Origin of the sequence: Stenotrophomonas sp. PS02300, from assembly GCF_029959395.1 — a bacterium.
Lineage (GTDB): Bacteria > Pseudomonadota > Gammaproteobacteria > Xanthomonadales > Xanthomonadaceae > Stenotrophomonas > Stenotrophomonas maltophilia_AD.
Map to the genome: position 1 here is coordinate 1 of NZ_JASCOP010000261.1, position 579 is coordinate 579.

The following is a 579-nucleotide window of genomic DNA, read 5'->3' on the forward strand; positions in this document are numbered from 1 at the left end:
GCGCGGCTCTACTGTAGAGCCGAGCCATGCTCGGCCTACCGTAAGAAAGAGGCGGAGCCGGCCGATAAGCCGGGTTCTGTCGTGGACAGTCATTCCTCTAGGCGTTACGTCACCGCAACGCTCAAGCAACCTACCCGGATCCAACGCGGGCCGCGCCAAAGGATCCCTATTTGGTCTTGCTCCAGGTGGGGTTTGCCGTGCCGGTCTGTTGCCAGACTCGCGGTGCGCTCTTACCGCACCATTTCACCCTTACCGGCCTTCCGAAGAAGACGTAGGCGGTATCTTTCTGTTGCACTTTCCGTCGGCTTGCGCCGCCCAGGCGTTACCTGGCACCTTGCCCTATGGAGCCCGGACTTTCCTCGGCACCCCGAAGGGATGACGCGACTGTCTGGCCGACTCCGCCAGCGCGTATTCTAGCGTACGCACGCCCTTCCTGCCGTGCCGGTCGCGGCACACCATCGCGCATCGCGTGTGCCGGCACCTGTCGCGCCGCGGCTGGCTCGAAGGCGAAGACGAATCCGTGTTCCTGTCCGACAGCGCGGGTAGCGACGACGGCATGGATGGGCTGCGGATGAGTTC

The 579-nt window shown here is 63.9% G+C and carries 1 other RNA gene; it reads right to left on the reverse strand.

Features of this window, described 5'->3' with window-relative positions:
• Positions 1-49: 49 nt before the first annotated feature.
• Positions 50-400: RNase P RNA component class A (rnpB, locus tag QMX79_RS20835), an RNA gene on the reverse strand.
• Positions 401-579 lie beyond the last annotated feature (179 nt).